The sequence below is a fragment of the Natronosalvus caseinilyticus genome, assembly GCF_017357105.1.
GTDB lineage: Archaea > Halobacteriota > Halobacteria > Halobacteriales > Natrialbaceae > Natronosalvus > Natronosalvus caseinilyticus.
The window spans coordinates 3,724,246-3,739,148 of record NZ_CP071596.1; the positions used below are offsets into that span (position 1 = coordinate 3,724,246).

Here is a 14,903-nt window from a genome sequence, read left to right on the forward strand (position 1 = left end):
CGCCATCGGACTCCAGGTGGGTTACCGCTCCCGAACCGTCATTGGAATCTCCTTCCTGGGCCGCGCCGTGATCGTCGCCATCAGGTCCAGTTCGGTTCCGGGGACCAACTCGAGGTGGTAGTTCTGGTAAATCGTCGCCAATAGGAGCCGCGCCTCGAGCATCGCGAACCGGTCGCCGATACAGCGGCGCGGTCCCGCGGCGAACGGGAAGTAGGCCAGTTTCGGGAGTTCGGATTCCATTTCGTCGGTCCAGCGCTCGGGCCGGAACGCCAGCGGATCGTCGTACCACCGCGGGTCGCGGTGGACGACCCACTGGTGCATCTGGACGGTCGCTCCTGGCGGAATCTCGTAGCCACCGATCAAGTCCGGCTTGACCGCCTCGCGGACGATGCTCGGGACCGGCGGGTACAGCCGCATGGACTCCTTCACGACGCGCTCGGTGTAGGTCAACTTCTCGAGGTCGGCCATCGTCGGCGGCTCCCCCTCCAGGACGGTCTCGAGTTCCTCGACCAGCCGTCGCTCCACCGCGGGATGGGTCGAGAGCAGGTACGCCGTGAACGTCAGCGAGAGCGCCGTCGTCTCGTGGCCCGCGAGCAGGAGGGTCGTCACCTCGTCGCGGATCTGCTCGTCCGAAAGGTGGTCGCCGCCCTCGGTCTCGACCTCGAGCAGTTTCGAGATGACGTCGTTGTCGGTCGGGTTCGCCCGCCGTTCGTCGATGAGGTCGTAGATCAGCGAATCGAGGTGCTCCCGTGCGCGTTCGATCCGCCGTCTCGAGGGCGTCGGGATGCCCGGCGGCAGGATGTAGTGCGAGAGGGTCTCGGAGGCCAGCATGAAGTCGTCGAGCGCCGAGGAGACGACGCCGAGGCGCTCGTCGATGCCGACGCCGAACAGCGCCCGGGCGACGATTCGGAGCGTAAGCGTCGACATCTCCTCGTGGAACGGGAGCGTCTCGCCGTCGGTCCAGGAATCGGTCGTCTCGAGGCCGATGTCGGTCATCATCGTCGCGTACTCCCGGATCCGGTCCGGGTGAAACGCCGGCTGGAGGAGGTGGCGGTTGCGCCGCCAGACCGCACCCTCGCTGTTGAGGATGCCGTTGCCGGTGATCGGCCGGAGGGTGTTCTGGAACAGGGTCCCCTTGACGTAGTGCTGGTTGTCTCGGACCAGCACGTGCTCGATGTAGTCGGGGTGGTTGAGCTGGTAGACTGGCCCGATGGGGTCGTCCCAGGAGACGATGTCCCCGTACTCGCGGGCTGTCTCGGTCATAAACTCGTAGGGTCGACGGAGAAAGGAGAGTTGCGTCCCGACGAACGGCAACCCGTCGGGGCCGGGCGGTCGTCTGCGGTTGGTCGAGTGCGTCGATGGGGCCATACGGTAGTTAGGAAGGCTGACGGGTTACCTTTTGTCGTCCAGGGTTCGCGTGAGGCCAGGAGGGAACGTGACTCGAGGACGATCACCGTCCGCCGATCAGGCGTCGTTCGCCGCTTTTACCGTCTCGCGAACTGCGTCCACGCCCTCGTCGTGTGCGAGGTTGCCGACGACGATCACGTCTGCGTGGGTGGCCATCCGGTGTGCCGAGTCGTAGTCGTGGATGCCGCCGCCGTAGAACAGCGCCGATTCCTCGAGGCTCTCCGCGGCCGCCTCGACGACCGACTCCTCGCCGTAGGTGCCCGAGTACTCGACGTAGACGATTTCCTGGCCGAACATCTGCTCGGCGATGGTAGCGTAGGCGGCCACGTCGTCCGCTGCAAGGTCACAGTCGGCCTCCGTCAACGTGGCGACGTCCGCCTCCGGGTTCATGACGATGTAGGCCTCCATGTACGTTCGATCCCACTCGAGGTCGCCCTCCAGGCGGACCCACTCCTTGTGGGCGCCGGTGATCCAGAACGGTGACCCGGCGTTGAAGACCGTCGGGATGAGGTAGCCCTCGAGGCCGTCGTTCTCGACGACGACGCTCGGGTTCGAGGGCTCCTGGTAGAGGGGCACGTCGTGCTCGGCGCAGGCCTCGATGACGGCCGTCATGTTCTCTTCGGTCATCCCCATCGTCCCGCCGACTTCGATGGCGTCGGTGCCGGTCGCACAGAGGTCGCCGTAGGTCACGCCCTCGGGTAGGTCCTTGTCGGGATCGAGTTTGAGGATGTGGTTCCAGTCCGCCCAGGGTGCAGTCATACCGACCCGTTTCTCGGTCTCGAGCAAAAGTTCTGCGAATCGGCGGCTCTCCGTCGGCTTCGGGCACCTGATCAGCGAACCGTCGGCGGTTCCCGATCGTAGTCGTTGATCGATCAGGCGATTCTATAGAGACAGTGCCCTAAACTATAGAAAATATAGTGAATCTCTCATCGACGCTGACTGGACCTCACGCCACCGATACGAACGACTATTCGAGGGATTCGAGCACCCTATTCGACGGCCTCGAGCGCCTCCAGGATCTCTCCGACCAGGCCGGGGTCGTACGTCCAGAACCCGAGAAATCCCGACTCGCGTTCGCGGGCCACGAGCGCACACGCCTGCATCGGGTCCTCGCCGCCGTCGAACGCCAGACACCAGAACGGGGCGAGGGCGCCCGCTTCGTCCCGGTGGTAACGTACGTTCTCGAGCGACGGCGGCTCCCAGTCCGGGCGGCCGTAGACGTGCACTTCGAGGTTGGTTTCCTCGCCGAGTCGTCGGTAGAGCGGCACCTGGTGCTCGAAGGCCGACAGCCGCTGGAAACCGACGCGTAGCGTCCCCCGGCCCATCCGGAAGGCACGGTCCTCGATCTCGCGGCTGGTAGCCAGCAGCTGTCGGCGATCGAGGGCGGTAAACAGCGTCTCCTCGAGCACCTCGAGGAGTGCGCGGTACCCCTCGGACAGGCCCGTCCGATCCGTCGGGCGAATTACCGGCGGCTCGAGCAGTTGCTCCAGTGTCTCGAGTCCGATTGCGCCGACGAACGTCTCTCCGTCGTAGATAGTGACGAACGGCGACGGTCCGTGAGGCGGCAGTTTGCGGTGGACGACCGTCACGTTTCGCGCGGCGAGTCGGTCCGAGAGGTCCGTCGCGTCCGCGTCGCTGTAGACGGTGAGCCACTTGCGTCGGCGTTCGACCGCTTCGATGTAGGTATCGAGCATGGGCCGTTGATGGTGCTGGTGGTGGGTTCCGAAATCGGCCGCTCGAGGGGCGACGGTGACATTCCGACGACTACGCGGTCTCGGCTTCGATCGCGCGACGGACGAGCGCCTTCGCCGGCTCCGGAACGGTCGCGAGCGAGACCTCTCCGCTCTCGTTGTCGTACGCTACCAGCCCGGCATCCGAGAGCAGGGGAAGGTGTCTGTGGACCAGCGAGAGTTCGTGCTGGCGCCGTCGGTCGGGAGCGACCATCGTTTCGGTCGTCGTCTCCCACCCGGCGAGGACGTCCGCCAGTTCGTCGACCGAACACTCCTCGCGCTCGAGCAGGTAATAAAGCACGCGCCGGCGCGGGCGTTCAGAGAGCGCCCGATAAAACGAATCACTGGCCAGTAATGGTGCCGTTTCGACGTAGTCCTCCTCGTCTATTGCGGGTTCGTCTTCGGGCATGTATTCACCGGCGTCGAGTGCGAGCGTGGATCAGTGCTCGACCATTATTCGCCAGGCTGTTCTGTGGACGCCAGGGGTCACGCGGCCTGTTAATACGCGAACATTACAGTACGACGCGCAATAAGCGATTTCCCCGCCACGCGTGACGTTCTCGGTCGTACACGTAAACGAGACACGTAAATTATACTGCAACGCGCACAGGACCCGAAACCGGCCTCGAGAAGGGCTTTGACGGCTCATTCCCTCGCCGATTCGTGGGTGAGAATAGAGAGGCGCCGTCAGTTCGACGCTTTCGTTCGGTCAGACGAGTCGCTCGTCCTCTCCCGAGCGTCGACTGTGGGATGAAACCGGTATCCGAATCCGGTTTCACCAGGCAGTTCAGGTCTGGAACAGCACTAGTCGTCCTGGGTCGTGATGTCCGCCGAGAGCCCCTGGGCCATCTGGATCTCTTTCGAGTTGTTCAGCGTCCAGGCGGTGCGCTCGGTGACGGCCTCGATGGCCTCGCGGGCGGAGGGGTAGCCGTTTCCGGACTTCTTGACGCCACCGAAGGGGAGCTGGACCTCCGCGCCGATACACGGCAGGTTGGCGTACGCCAGCCCGATTTCGGCGCGGTCGCGGAAGTAGTTGATCTGGCGGTAGTCCTCGGAGATGATCGCGCCCGCGAGTCCGTAGGGCGTGTCGTTGTGGATCTCGACGGCCTCCTCGATGTCACCCGAGTACTTCAGCAGGGCGACGTGGGGACCGAAACACTCCTCTTTCAGACAGCGCAGGTCGGTGTCGTACTCGATCTCGTAGACGAACGGGCCGACCCAGTTGCCGTCCTCGTGACCGTCGGGGATCTCGTCGGCCTCGAGGTCGGCGCGGTCGACTAGGACCTCGGCGCCCTCCTTCTCCGCCAACTCGTTGTGTTTGTGAATCTTCTCGACGTGTTCCGGTTCGATCGCCGGGCCCATGAACGTGTTCTCGTCGAGCGGGTCGCCGACGGCGACGCTCTCTGCGAGTTCGACGTAGCGCTCCTTGAACTCGTCGTAGACCTCCTCGTGGACGATCAGGCGCTCGCTCGAGACGCAGCGCTGGCCGGTGGTTTTGAAGCTCGACATGACCGCCGAGTGGACGGCGATGTCGAGATCGGCGTTCTCCGTGATGACGATCCCGTTCTTGCCGCCCATCTCGCAGGCCGCGAGCTTGCCGGGTTCGCCGCCGACCTTGCCGGCGATTTCGTGGCCGACCTCGGCGGAGCCCGTAAAGAGGACGGTGTCGACCCGGGAGTCGTCGACGATCGAGGCCCCGGCGTCGCCGAAGCCCTGGACCATGTTGAAGACGCCCTCGGGGACGCCGGCGTCTTCCATCATCTCGGCGATGATCTGGCCGCACCACGGCGTCTGCTCGGCGGGCTTCCAGACGACGGTGTTGCCCTCGACCAGCGCGATGGCCATGTGCCAGAACGGGATGGCGACCGGGAAGTTCCACGGGGTGATGCAGCCGATGACGCCCCGCGGCTTGCGGCGCATGTAGGCGTCCTTCGCGCCGACCTCGCTCGGGACGACGTCCCCGTGCGGGTGACGGGCGTTGCCCGCGGCCCACTCGACCATGTGGTAGGCCTCGACGACGTCGGCACGTCCCTCGGAGATTTCCTTGCCACACTCCTTCGTGACGATTTCGGCGAGTTCGTCGGTTCGGTCGCGCAGCTCGTGGTAGATGTCCCAGAGGTACTCTGCGCGGTCGATGTAGGAGAGTTCCCGCCACTCGTCGAACGCCTCGTCGGCGGCCTCGAGCGCGGCGTCGACGTCGGCCTCGGTTCCGCGGTGGAACTCGGCGAGCGTCTCGCCCGTCGCCGGGTTCTCGCTCCCGAAGGTGTCGTCGCCGGTCCCGTCGGTCCACTCGCCACCCACGTAGTGGCCGTACGTCTGCGAAGGGTCGTCTTGACTCATGCTCGGCAATATTTTCGCCGAGCGGTATGAAAAAGCCTGCTACTCGAGGCGACCGATCGAGTCTGCGCCGAGGCCGGCGAGAGTGGGTGGGTGAATGGGTGGTACCTGGCGGCTGCTCGCCGACGACTCTCGAGCGGCGGAACCCGGCCACGACACGTCGTCAGTCGTCGCCGGGATACCCGATGTCGGCGACCTTCTCGACCTCGCTTCGCAACTGCGTCGAGTCGAACTCGTGATCCGGGCGCAACCTGACGAAGTCGAGGAAAGACCGCGCCGACAGCAGCGTTTCGGCGTCGTACACGCTGGCGGCTGCGTAGACGGCATCTCGAGCCCCGATTCGCGGCTCGAGCATCGCGAGCGCACACGCGAGGTCGTACGCTCTCGTCTCGCGAACCCGGCCCTCGTTCACGCTCGTCGCGTCGATGAAGTAGAGATCCCCCTCGAGCAAGAGGACGTTCTCCGCGCGGAGGTCGCCGTGGGCGAGCCCGTGGTCGTGAAGCGTCCGGAGCATCTCGAACAGCGTCGAGGAGACGTCGCGGATCTCGTCGTCCGTGAGTTCGTCGAGCGTTCGAAAGTCGGGGAGGAACTCGAGGACGAGGACGCCGAGGCCGTTGACCTCGAAGGCGTCGATCGGACGCGGTGCGTTGAGACCGATCTCGCGCATTCGACGGGTCGCCTCGAACTCGTGTTCGACCATCTCGCGGGGCGTCTCGAATCGGTCGAAAAAGCCCTCCGTTCCCGAGGAGAACGCGCCGACGTTGCGCCCGGTGGTCAACAGCCCGTGGACGAGGGCGTTCTGTCGCGAGACGATCTTGACGAAGTACTCGTCGTCGAGCACGCACGGCGTCGAGAGCCAGTTGTTGGCCTCGAAGAAGTCGACGCGAACGTCCGCGAGGTCGTATCGATCCGCCAGGGTCCGGACGACTCGCTCGAGTCGATCCCACTCGACCGTCCCGCGAGCGAGCTGGCGGATGTCCATACCGGAAATACAGACGCGACGATCATAAATGCCTCCCGGACTCGGTAGACCGTCACCGGCTTATCGAGGACGAACAGGTTCACCGTCCCGATTGTCACGTCGACCGACCCCCGATCGGCCGACCGCTGCCGAGACACCCGTCCGGTCTCAAGGCTCTCAGCGAGAACTGTAGCGTCTCAATTATATCACGGGCTCGAGCACTGTGGTTCGAAGTACCCTCGCAGCGGATTACGTGACGAGACGGCGACGTCAGTGACCGTCCGAACCGAATCCATGGAGGCTATCGACCCGATCGGGCATCACGAACTACTTCTCGTCATCGTTCAGCTTACGCTGTTGCTCTTGGTCGCCAGGGTTCTCAGCGAGGCCTTCAGTTCGATCGGTCAGCCCGCAGTCGTCGGCGAACTCCTGGCCGGTGTCGTTCTCGGCCCCTCCCTGCTCGGCCTGGTCGTCCCCAGTGTCTACGAGTCGGTGTTCGCGGTTTCGGAGAGCCAGTTTCACCTCCTCGAAATCATCTCCTGGATCGGGCTCATCATGCTGCTGGTCGTGACGGGCCTCGAGACGGACATCGACCTCATCGTCAGCAAGGGGCGAACCGCCGTGATACTCTCGCTCGGCGGTATCGTCGTCCCGTTTTCGACGGGGTTCGCGCTGGGATGGGTGCTTCCGGCTCCGTTCATCGCCGCTCCCGACCAGCGCCTCGTATTCAGCCTGTTCATCGCCACGGCGATGAGCATCTCCGCCATCCCAGTCATCGCGAAAGTACTCATCGAACTCGGCGCCATCCGCCGCGACATCGGCCAGCTGATCCTCGCCGCCGGCATGGTCGACGATACGATCGGCTGGATCCTCCTGGCGACCGTCGCCGGACTCGCCCGAACCGGTGTGGTCGACCTCAGTTCGGCACTGACGACCGTTCTGTCGGTACTGGTCTTCCTCGGCCTCGCGTTCGTCGTCGGTCGTCCCCTCGTCGCCGGCGCGATCAGGTGGGTCGACAACGTCCTCGGGAGCGACACCGCCCTGCTGTCGACGCTGATGATCTTCGCACTCGCCGCAGGGGCGATTACACAGTACCTGGGGCTCGAGGCAATCCTCGGTGCATTCGTCGTGGGGGTGTTGGTCGGACAGGTCAAACGGTTCACTTACCAGCTTCGTCACGCGTTCGAGACGATTACCCTCTCCATTTTCGCGCCGCTGTTTTTCGCCATCGCCGGTCTTCGAATGGACCTCGTCGCCCTGGCGGATCCGGCGGTCCTCGGTGTCGGGCTCGTCGTCCTTGCCGTGGCCTGTTTCGGCAAGTTCGCCGGGATCATGGGCGTCTCCGGGTTGGCCGGACTCTCGCGGTGGGAAGGCGTGACCATCGGCGGCGGGATGAACGCCCGGGGCGCGATGGAGATCATCGTCGCCACCATCGGCCTCGGTCTCGGTATCCTGACGACGAACATGTACAGCATCATCGTGATGGTCGCCATCGCGACGTCGCTGATGGCACCGGCGATCATGCGCTGGTCGATCCCGAAGATCGAAATGCGCGAGGAAGAACGAACGCGCCTCGAGCGCGAACAGTACTTACAGGAGAGTTTCGTCAACAGCCTCACTCGAATCCTGTTGCCGACCCAGGGCGGCGCGGACACCCAGTACGCCGCCCGTCTGATCGGATCGCTAATTCGAACTCTCGACGTCGAACTCGATCTGCTCTGTGTGAACCCGGCCGACGAATCGAGACGAACCCGTGAGCGGGCTGGCTTTCCGGGGTGGCTCCGACCTGGTCACTACGCCCGCGGCGGAGACGAGTCGTCCGAAACGGTGCCGACGCCAACGGGGTCAGACGAAATCGGTCGCGTCTTCTCTCGAGTCGAGACGCGCCTCGGCGAGCAGGACCGCCAGCCCAGACGCCTCACCAGACGGACCGACGCGAGCGTGTCGAATGCGATTCTCGAGGAGGTCAACGTGGGCTACGATCTCGTCGTCCTCGGCGAGCGAAGCCTCGGCGGCTACCCCGGCGAACCACTGTACAGCGAGACGGTCGATCGGGTCGTCCAGCGGACGCCGTGTCCAGCGATGGTCGTCAGCACGCCGTACTCGATGGATCGAGTACCCGATCGGATCGACGAGCCGATTCGCCGCATCCTCCTACCGACCGTCGGCACGCTCTCCAGTCGACACGCCGCCGAACTGGCGTTTACCATCGCGGCCGAAGAGAGCGCGCTGGTCGAAGTCGTCCACGTCGTCGATAGGCCGCAGTCGAACGACCAGTTTGCGGCCGATCCGAACCTCTCGAGCGAGATCGAGGTCGGGGGCCGGATCGTCGACCGTGAGGCGGAACTGGGCAGGCAACTCGGGGCGAAGGTGGTGACGACAGTTGCGGTATCGGACGATCCCGGTGCGAAGCTCGTTGAAATTGCCCGTCGAAACGGGACCGACGTAATCGTGATGGGATCGAATACGCGACCGATCTCCGGTCGAGCCTTCCTCGGACCGAACGTCGAGCACGTCATACAGAACGCTCCCTGTCCGGTCGCCGTGCTCAGTTCGCTGTGAAAGCGTAGCAGCACCGGAGGAGTCTGGCCCTTCTTCGCTCGAATACCGCAGTATTTTACGGCCTCGAATCGTAATTCCAGAAAACCATGCACGCGATTGATAATCTCGGCGATGCGATCGACGTCACACGAGACCGACTGACGCCGATCAATGCCGGCACGTGGCTCAAATTGGCGCTCGTCCTGTTTTTCATCGGAGGGGCTACCTTCGGTGGACCGGGTGCGCCCTCGACCGGCACGGACACCGCACCGGAGGAGGCGACTGGTACCGACATCGACTCCCTCGCCGACCTCAAGGCCGAGTATGAGTCGCAAGTCACCGACGGTCCTCCGTTCGAGACCGTGTTATACGCCGTCGCCGCCCTCGTCGTCGCCCTGTTCCTCCTCTGGCTCCTCTACGTGCTCGTCGGATCGATCATGGAGTTCGTCTTCATCGAATCGCTCCGAACGGACGCCGTCCAGGTCAGGCAGTACGCACGGAACCACCTCGGGGACGGCCTGCGGCTATTCGGCTTTCGACTCGCCTTGCTGCTCGCGGTACTCGTTCCCCTCCTCGTCCCGATCTGGTTCGTGGTGGCGAGCGCGACCGAGTTCTCGGCGGGACTCGCCGCCCTCGGCGCCCTGTACGTCTTCGGCGCGATCGTCCTGGGGCTCGCGTACGCGCTCGTCAGTCGCTTCACCACGATCTTCGTCACCCAGATCATGGTGCTCGAGGACCGCGGCGTGCTCGCCGGCTGGAGCCGATTCCTGCCGACGCTTCGATCGAACCTGGCGGAGTACGCCGTCTACGTGATCCTTGTGTGGATCCTGCAGCTCGTAGTGAGCTTCGGCTATGGGATCCTGGCCGCCATCGTGGCCGTGGTCGTCGCGATTCCGTTCGTGGTCGTCGGGGCGATCTTCGTCGTCGTCGGCGGCCCGGCCATCTACCTCGCGGTCCTCGTCGGTATCGTCGGTCTCCTCTGTATCTTCCTGGCCGCGCTCGTGCTCCGCGTTCCCATCGACTCGTACTTCCGGTATTACGGCTTCCTCCTGCTCGGCGACACGAACCCGGACCTCGATCTGATCCCCGAGCGCCGGAGCGCGGCTCGGACGGGCGGACCGGTCGGACCCAGCTCCGGTCCCGACTCGAACGGCGGATCCGACGGCGACGACTGGAACGACTCGAGTTCGTGGGACGACGATGCCGACGACGACGGCTGGCGATTCGACAGCGAAAGTGAGGGCGACGAGGACCGAGGCGGCGACCAGGACCGCGACCAGAATCGCGACCGCGGCTGGTAGCCCGCAACGTCCGCCACCCCGCTGGTCTTCGGAGCGTTTATTTCGCCGGTCGGCAAGTATTGCGCATGGAGTTCGATCTGCCCGACGAGCACCGGATGATCCGGGACACCGTCCGGGAGTTTTGCGAGGAGGAAATCGAGCCGATCGCCCAGGAGATCGAGGACGAACACCGGTTCCCCGAGGAAATCTTCGCCCAGCTCGGCGAACTCGACGTGATGGGCGTCCCCATCTCCGAGGAGTACGGTGGACTCGGCGGCGACACACTGATGTACGCCGTGGTTGCCGAGGAACTCGGCCGGGTGTCGGGCTCGGTCGCGCTCTCGTACGTCGCACACACCTCGCTCGCCTCGAAGCCGCTCGAGCTATTCGGTACCGAAGAACAGAAAGAGCGCTGGCTCCGCCCGCTCGCGGAGGGCGAGTACCTCGGTGGGTGGGCGCTCACCGAGCCCGGCAGCGGCTCCGACGCGTCTGACATGGACACTCGAGCCGTAAAAGAGGGCGACGAGTGGGTGCTCAACGGTACCAAACAGTTCATCACGAACGCGAGCGTCGCGGGGTCGGTGCTCGTGAAGGCCGTGACGGACCCCGGGGCGGGCTACGACGGCATCTCGACGTTCATCGTCGACCCCGAGGAAGACGACGGCTTCGAGGTGACGACGGTGTGGGACAAGATGGGGCTCAACGCCTCCCCGACCTGCGAAATCTCCCTCGACGATGTTCGCGTCCCCGAGGACCGCCTCCTCGGCGAGGTCGGCGAGGGCTGGGACCAGACGAAGAAGACCCTTGATGGCGGCCGCATCTCCATCGCGGCCATCTCGACGGGGCTCGCCCAGGGGGCTTACGAACACGCCCACGCGTACAGTAAAGAGCGCGAACAGTTCGGCAAACCGATCTGCAAGTTCGACGCGATCCGGGACAAACTCGTCGACATGCACCGCAAGACCGAGCGTGCCCGGCTGTTGACTCACAAGGCCGCCAGTCGGTACGACAACGGGCAGTCGGTGACGAAGGAGTCGGCCCTCGCCAAACTCGATGCCAGCGAGGCCGCCCGGAAGGTCGCCGAGGACGCCGTCCAGGTGCTGGGCGGCTACGGCTACACGACTGATTTCGCGCCCCAGCGCTTCTACCGCGACGCGAAACTGATGGAGATCGGCGAGGGAACCAGCGAGATTCAGCACCTCGTGATCGGTCGCGAAATCGGGCTGTAGGGCCCGAGCGTCGACGTCGCTCGGTCACTCTAACATCACTCGATCGGGTATTCACCCGTCCCGAAAAATTGGTTTCACCAAAGGTAACGATCTATTGTCGAGGTTTTCTGTGCGAGGAAACGAGCCGTCCGGTCACAGAACAGACAATCGGACGGATGCCAAGCGAGTACACGAAACGAAGGGGTATATAAAACGTTCAAATCGACACACGTCGGGTTGTTGAACCAAACTTTCTACTGGACGAACAGCGAGAAACCGCCAGACGTAGCGGACTTCGGCGTCACTGCTCTCGCGAGTACCGAGACACCACCATAAAGTGAACATGTAATAGTCTGGACGTGAACCGCTCGTCTTCTGACTCGAAATCGATAGACGTGTGTGCATCGATACCACATATGAATACCTCTACAAACGTACAAATTTGTTCAATTTCGCCTCGCTAGCCTCCTTTAAGTGAAATTGGTGCTTAACTCGTTTTCCCGGAAGGTGAAACAGGGATCATGTATGAATTGTGTAATATGTGGGAATGAGGCAGGGTACAACAGGGCTGCGATCGATCTATACAGCGGCGCAGAAATCGGTCGGCTGTGTATGAACTGCGAGAAAGACGAATTCGGCAAGACGCTTCAGTACGCGAGTCGCCGAGACGGCACCGAGTGCGAACTCTGTCGACGCGACGGCCAGATCTCTCTCCCGCGGTATCTCTCCCAGATAGAGACCCGGGATCAGTCGCTGGTCTCGACGAGCGTACTCGAGGACGGCGACGTCCCGTGTCTCTGTGACGAACACTTCCACGAACTGACGCGGACGCCGGAGCGTCGGACGGTGGTCGGCCCATGACGATCGCCGTCAGGAAGCAGGGCGAGTGGATGTCGAAGAACGACGAGCGAATACTCGAACTGCTCTGTACGGCCGATCGGTGTCGCCCTCGAGACATCCGAGACGAACTGAACGATCTCGGAATCGCGCTCCGACTCGACTACGTCGACAAGCGACTCGAGACGCTCGAGGACGCTGGGCTGGTCGCTTCCGACGCGATGCGGTATCGGATTACCGATCGCGGGCAAGCGTACCTCCTCGGGGAGTTCGACGCGACGTCGGTCCGTTCACCACGGCCGTAGTGCGTCGAATGAAGACCCATTCTGAGCCGGCATCGGTGACACTCCTCGAGTAGCGAGTCTGGAGTCGCGACCAGTGATACCAATTCGTGCCACTCGAGGGCTATCCGCATCCAGGCCACACACGACGGCTCACAGCTCGGGGCGCCGTCGTCGTCGCCGCTCCTCGAGCAGTGCCTTCGCTCGTTTGCCGGGCCCACCCTCGATCGGCCAGCCGCGGGTCCGCCACGCCGGCGGTTCGGGCTCGACGTGCGAACAGCGACTGCTACACTCCACGGCCGTCTGACAGCACCCCTTTGCCGCGCACCACGGCAGGAGCTGGCCCGCCGACCGTAACTCGAAGTGCCGACAGTCGGAACGCATCGTGTCGACGAACGACCGCCAGCCGCGTTCGTACGCGCGCTCGGCGATCTCGAGCCGTTTTCGAGACTTGGCTTCGGGATCGACGTACTCGAACTGTGCCGGCGACGCATCTCGAGGGCCGCCCGCCGGTCGTTCCAGGATGCGCGTTCCCGGCCCGTCGACGTCGAGGCGCCGGGGATACCACGCCACCTCGTTTTCGAGCGAGTCGGGATCGAGCGTCAGGATGCCTGCCTCGACTGGCAGGCGCTCGAGCAGAGCCGGTTCGATCCGTTCGCCCGTTTTTCGAGTGGCCACCCACACCTCGTCGGCCAGCGCCATCGCCACGTCGTACTCGAGTTGCGGGCGCAGGGCGCGTGCGGCGCTCGCGTCGAGGTCCGGCTTGTTCTCGATGGCGACGATTCGGCGGACCCACTCGCGGTAGGGCCACGTGCGTCGGATCTCGATGCGGTTGCCGTTCCGGCGCGTCTCGAGAATTCCGCGGTCGTCGGCCTCGTGGATCGACTCGCGGACGTAGCGCCACGGATAGCCAGGGTCGGGGAGGCAGTCGCGGTAGTACGTCCACCTCTCGGGCGCATTTCGGAGGACGTGGAGCAAATCGCCGTCGAGGCGTTTCTCGCCGAACTTCGCGCGATGGCGGAGCGCGTCGGGATCACACTCGAGGACGATGGTGTCCCAGCGGCGCCGCTTCGTGCCGAGTTGCCGGGCGACCAGGACGGCGGCGTCGCTCGAGTCTGGCGCCCATTCGCGTTCGGCCCAGCGGCAGGTCCGCAGTTCGAAGTGGAACTCGCTCTCACTCTCGGTCGCGACCCGGTTCACGGCCGTCGTAGGAGGTCGGGGATCAAAAACGCTCGTTACTCGAGCCGTGGCTGGCGGACACCGGAGTCGCCAGACGAACGTGCCGCTGAACGGTTACGGAGTGGCTGAACGGTTCTCGGAGATGCGCAACCGCTCTTCGTGGCGGCTCTCGATGGCGTCTCAGCGAGACCTAAATCTCGCCGTCTTCCTCGAGATCGTCGAGGTAGACGTGGGCCTGCTCGAGGATCTCGCGGGGCCCGTCCTGGGTGACCGTGTTGACCGCCTGCTCGTAGTCACGCCACTGGAGATCCCGGTGCTCTCTCGAGAGCTCCGCACTCGCTTCGAACGACTTTGCGACGAAGAGGTGGACGGTCTTGTGTATCGTCTTCCCGTTCGCCTCGAAGACGTAGTCGTAGTCCTCGCGGAAGCCGTCGAGTAGTCTGAACTGTTCGATACCTGCCTCTTCCTTGATTTCGCGGATCGCCGTCTGCTGTAGTTCTTCCTCTCCCTCGACACCGCCCTTCGGAAACTCCCAGTCGCCCGGGCGGCTCTTGAGTAGAAGATACTCGCGCCGGCCCCGCGTGTCGCGGAAGAGGATCGCGCCTGCGCTCGTAGCTTCGACTGCCATTGCCAGAAATAGCAGGCCGGACGTTAAGAGAATATCGGACTGTTCGTCTCCGGTGAACGCGACTCAGCACCTTTTTCTGTCCCCATCGTGGAGTAGTGCATAATACAACCATGACCTTCGTCACCCGTCTCAGACTCCAGAGTGGGGACCGGGCCGCCCTGGACGGCATCGTCGAGGACATCAAGGCAACCGCCGAGAAGAAAGGAGCCGCGCTGAAGGGACCACACTCCCACCCGCCGGAAAAGTACACCGTTCCACAGCACCGCCGACTCCACGCGGACGACGACCGGCGCTTTTCTGCGTGGACCTACACCGTCTTCACCCGCGAACTCGAGATTCACGGCCACGACAATCTCGCCCGGAACATCGCCTCGCAGAATTTCCCCGATTCGGTGCACATCGAGGCCGAAGTCGAACAGGTCCGGGGCGTCGGTCAGGGCCGGAGCTGAGCGTCGTCTTCGCCGGTTCCGATTTCCGATGGGAGTCGTCGCGGTCTCGCCGTCGTTCTCGTCGT

At 64.0% G+C, this 14,903-nt stretch carries 14 protein-coding genes; 6 read left to right on the forward strand and 8 right to left on the reverse strand.

Annotated elements, in window-relative coordinates; translation table 11 throughout:
- Positions 1-21 precede the first annotated feature (21 nt).
- From J1N60_RS18070 to J1N60_RS18095, 6 genes are all read right to left on the reverse strand, one after another.
- The gene (locus J1N60_RS18070) at positions 22-1,368 is read right to left on the reverse strand and encodes a cytochrome P450 (protein ID WP_312909342.1); all 1,347 of its coding nucleotides are present in this window, start codon (positions 1,366-1,368) and stop codon (positions 22-24) included.
- A gap of 96 nt (positions 1,369-1,464) precedes the next feature.
- The gene (locus J1N60_RS18075; RefSeq protein ID WP_312909343.1) at positions 1,465-2,166 is read right to left on the reverse strand and encodes a phosphoglycerol geranylgeranyltransferase; all 702 of its coding nucleotides are present in this window, start codon (positions 2,164-2,166) and stop codon (positions 1,465-1,467) included.
- Between the two features lie 230 nt (positions 2,167-2,396).
- A complete protein-coding gene (locus J1N60_RS18080) occupies positions 2,397-3,101 on the reverse strand; it encodes a DICT sensory domain-containing protein (protein WP_312909344.1) in 705 nt (234 codons plus the stop codon).
- A gap of 70 nt (positions 3,102-3,171) precedes the next feature.
- Positions 3,172-3,546 carry a DUF7344 domain-containing protein gene (locus tag J1N60_RS18085; protein ID WP_312909345.1) on the reverse strand — a complete coding sequence of 125 codons (375 nt, stop codon included), beginning with the start codon at positions 3,544-3,546 and terminating at the stop codon, positions 3,172-3,174.
- A 395-nt stretch (positions 3,547-3,941) separates the two neighbouring features.
- Positions 3,942-5,477: an aldehyde dehydrogenase family protein gene (locus J1N60_RS18090; protein WP_312909346.1), complete on the reverse strand. Its 1,536-nt coding sequence runs from the start codon at positions 5,475-5,477 to the stop codon at positions 3,942-3,944.
- A 160-nt stretch (positions 5,478-5,637) separates the two neighbouring features.
- Complete coding sequence (locus J1N60_RS18095; protein ID WP_312909347.1) at positions 5,638-6,456, reverse strand: RIO1 family regulatory kinase/ATPase domain-containing protein; 819 nt, start codon at positions 6,454-6,456, stop codon at positions 5,638-5,640.
- A gap of 273 nt (positions 6,457-6,729) precedes the next feature.
- Between J1N60_RS18095 and J1N60_RS18100 the strand changes: the two genes are divergently transcribed.
- The 5 genes from J1N60_RS18100 to J1N60_RS18120 all read left to right on the forward strand — a co-directional run bounded on the left by J1N60_RS18100 (position 6,730) and on the right by J1N60_RS18120 (position 12,606).
- Positions 6,730-8,997 carry a cation:proton antiporter domain-containing protein gene (locus J1N60_RS18100; protein WP_312909348.1) on the forward strand — a complete coding sequence of 756 codons (2,268 nt, stop codon included), beginning with the start codon at positions 6,730-6,732 and terminating at the stop codon, positions 8,995-8,997.
- 86 nt (positions 8,998-9,083) lie between these two features.
- Complete coding sequence (locus J1N60_RS18105) at positions 9,084-10,277, forward strand: DUF7544 domain-containing protein (protein WP_312909349.1); 1,194 nt, start codon at positions 9,084-9,086, stop codon at positions 10,275-10,277.
- Between the two features lie 65 nt (positions 10,278-10,342).
- Positions 10,343-11,485, forward strand: a complete 1,143-nt coding sequence (locus J1N60_RS18110) for an acyl-CoA dehydrogenase family protein (RefSeq protein ID WP_312909350.1) — start codon at positions 10,343-10,345, stop codon at positions 11,483-11,485.
- Between the two features lie 591 nt (positions 11,486-12,076).
- Complete coding sequence (locus J1N60_RS18115; RefSeq protein WP_312909351.1) at positions 12,077-12,325, forward strand: hypothetical protein; 249 nt, start codon at positions 12,077-12,079, stop codon at positions 12,323-12,325.
- Positions 12,322-12,606, forward strand: a complete 285-nt coding sequence (locus J1N60_RS18120; RefSeq protein WP_312909352.1) for a MarR family transcriptional regulator — start codon at positions 12,322-12,324, stop codon at positions 12,604-12,606. The genes J1N60_RS18115 and J1N60_RS18120 overlap by 4 nt, the downstream gene beginning before the upstream one ends.
- A gap of 129 nt (positions 12,607-12,735) precedes the next feature.
- Here J1N60_RS18120 and J1N60_RS18125 read toward each other — a convergent pair whose 3' ends face one another.
- Positions 12,736-13,782, reverse strand: a complete 1,047-nt coding sequence (locus J1N60_RS18125; RefSeq protein WP_312909353.1) for a DUF5787 family protein — start codon at positions 13,780-13,782, stop codon at positions 12,736-12,738.
- 169 nt (positions 13,783-13,951) lie between these two features.
- Positions 13,952-14,389 (reverse strand): bis(5'-nucleosyl)-tetraphosphatase, encoded by a 438-nt coding sequence (locus tag J1N60_RS18130; protein WP_253437843.1) that lies wholly within the window; start codon positions 14,387-14,389, stop codon positions 13,952-13,954.
- 110 nt (positions 14,390-14,499) lie between these two features.
- Between J1N60_RS18130 and J1N60_RS18135 the strand changes: the two genes are divergently transcribed.
- Positions 14,500-14,838, forward strand: a complete 339-nt coding sequence (locus J1N60_RS18135; RefSeq protein WP_254157954.1) for an uS10/mL48 family ribosomal protein — start codon at positions 14,500-14,502, stop codon at positions 14,836-14,838.
- The last annotated feature ends 65 nt before the right edge of the window (positions 14,839-14,903 follow it).